Genomic DNA, 244 nt, shown 5'->3' with positions numbered 1-244 from the left:
CAGGTATTGCACCTGCTGCTCGGCCGTGCGCAGCAGGTTCTCGCCCTGATAGCGGTAGCCGTCGGCGCCGTGGAATTCGCTGGCGGCCGGATCCAGCGCCAGCGCGACGTCGGCGCCCGGACGCAGCCCGGCGCGTTCGATCGCCGCCATGATGAAGTCCAGCGCCTCGGGCGCGTTGCGCAGCGTCGGCGCGAAGCCGCCTTCGTCGCCGACGTTGACGCTGTGGCCCGCGGCCTTGAGCGCG

Annotated in this window: 1 pseudogene; it reads right to left on the bottom strand. The window is 72.5% G+C overall.

What is annotated here, in order from left to right:
- A pseudogene (gene eno / locus SB751_RS34280) lies at positions 1-244 on the bottom strand (phosphopyruvate hydratase); the annotation flags it as partial.

This window comes from Cupriavidus sp. SIMBA_020 (genome assembly GCF_046535395.1).
Taxonomy (GTDB): domain Bacteria; phylum Pseudomonadota; class Gammaproteobacteria; order Burkholderiales; family Burkholderiaceae; genus Cupriavidus; species Cupriavidus campinensis.
This window is presented reverse-complemented; position numbering and strand designations above follow the sequence as displayed.